The following is a 1,020-nucleotide window of genomic DNA, read 5'->3' on the forward strand; positions in this document are numbered from 1 at the left end:
CTTTCACCGGAAGCTCCTGGAAAGGGGATTTGCAATGGCTGATGAGACACCTGTCCAGATACTGCATGAGCCTGGACGCCGTGCACAGACCAAGTCCTACATGTGGCTGTTCCGAAGCGGGGAGGACGGGGAATATCCGATCATCCTGTATAAGTATTCGGAAACAAGGGCCGGCGATACTGCTGTTGATTTTCTGGACGGATTTCATGGTTACTTGATGTGTGACGGATACAGTGGTTACAATAAGGTAAAGACTGCAAAACGTCTGGCATGCTGGGCGCATGTAAGGAGGTACCTGATCGATGCCATCCCCAAGGGAAAACAGCTTGATTATTCACAGCCGTCAGTCCAGGGAGTCATGTATATAAACCAGCTCTTCGATAAGGAAGACAAGATCCGTAAGAAATATAAAACGTTTGATGCCATCAAGGAAGCAAGGGATTCCCAGGAACGCCCGATCATTGAAGGCTTTTTGTCGTGGCTTGATAAGCAGGAACCTGTCCGTAACTCGAGGCTTGATAAAGCAGTGACTTATATCCGGAACAGAAGGGAACATCTTGCAACTTATCTGGAAGATGGACGCTGCAGTTTTTCTAATAATCTGAGCGAAAATTCTATCCGTCCATTCGTAGTCGGCCGCAAAGGCTGGATGTTCTGCAATACTCCTGCAGGAGCAGAAACAAGTGCCATGGCTTACACGATGGTAGAGATGGCAAAGGCCAACGGTGTAAATCCGTATCACTATCTTACATTCCTGTTTGAGAAGCAGCCAAACGAGAACATGTCAGATGATGAACTTGAACAGCTTGCTCCATGGAATGACGGAGTAAAAGCTGAGATTCAGAAACGAATCGAAGAACAAAACAAACAGCAATAGCTCAATCGTATGTGAATTGTCAAGGTGCTTCAGTTGCTTTTAAACAACTGGGGCATTTCTTGTTGTAGTAAAAAGTTGGTTACTACATTAAAAATGTCCATTGGGGGCAATCATAAGAAACGCCCGAAAATAATACGCTTACG

Annotated in this window: 1 protein-coding gene; it reads left to right on the forward strand. The window is 45.6% G+C overall.

Going from position 1 to position 1,020, the window contains the following annotated elements:
• Window positions 1-877, forward strand: an 877-nt coding sequence (gene tnpC, locus ACTNC0_RS18195) for an IS66 family transposase (RefSeq protein ID WP_441088487.1), incomplete at its 5' end; no start/stop codon positions are given.
• Window positions 878-1,020: the final 143 nt, after the last annotated feature.

Source organism: Blautia sp. HCP3S3_B11 (assembly GCF_052064435.1).
Taxonomy (GTDB): Bacteria; Bacillota; Clostridia; order Lachnospirales; family Lachnospiraceae; genus Blautia_A.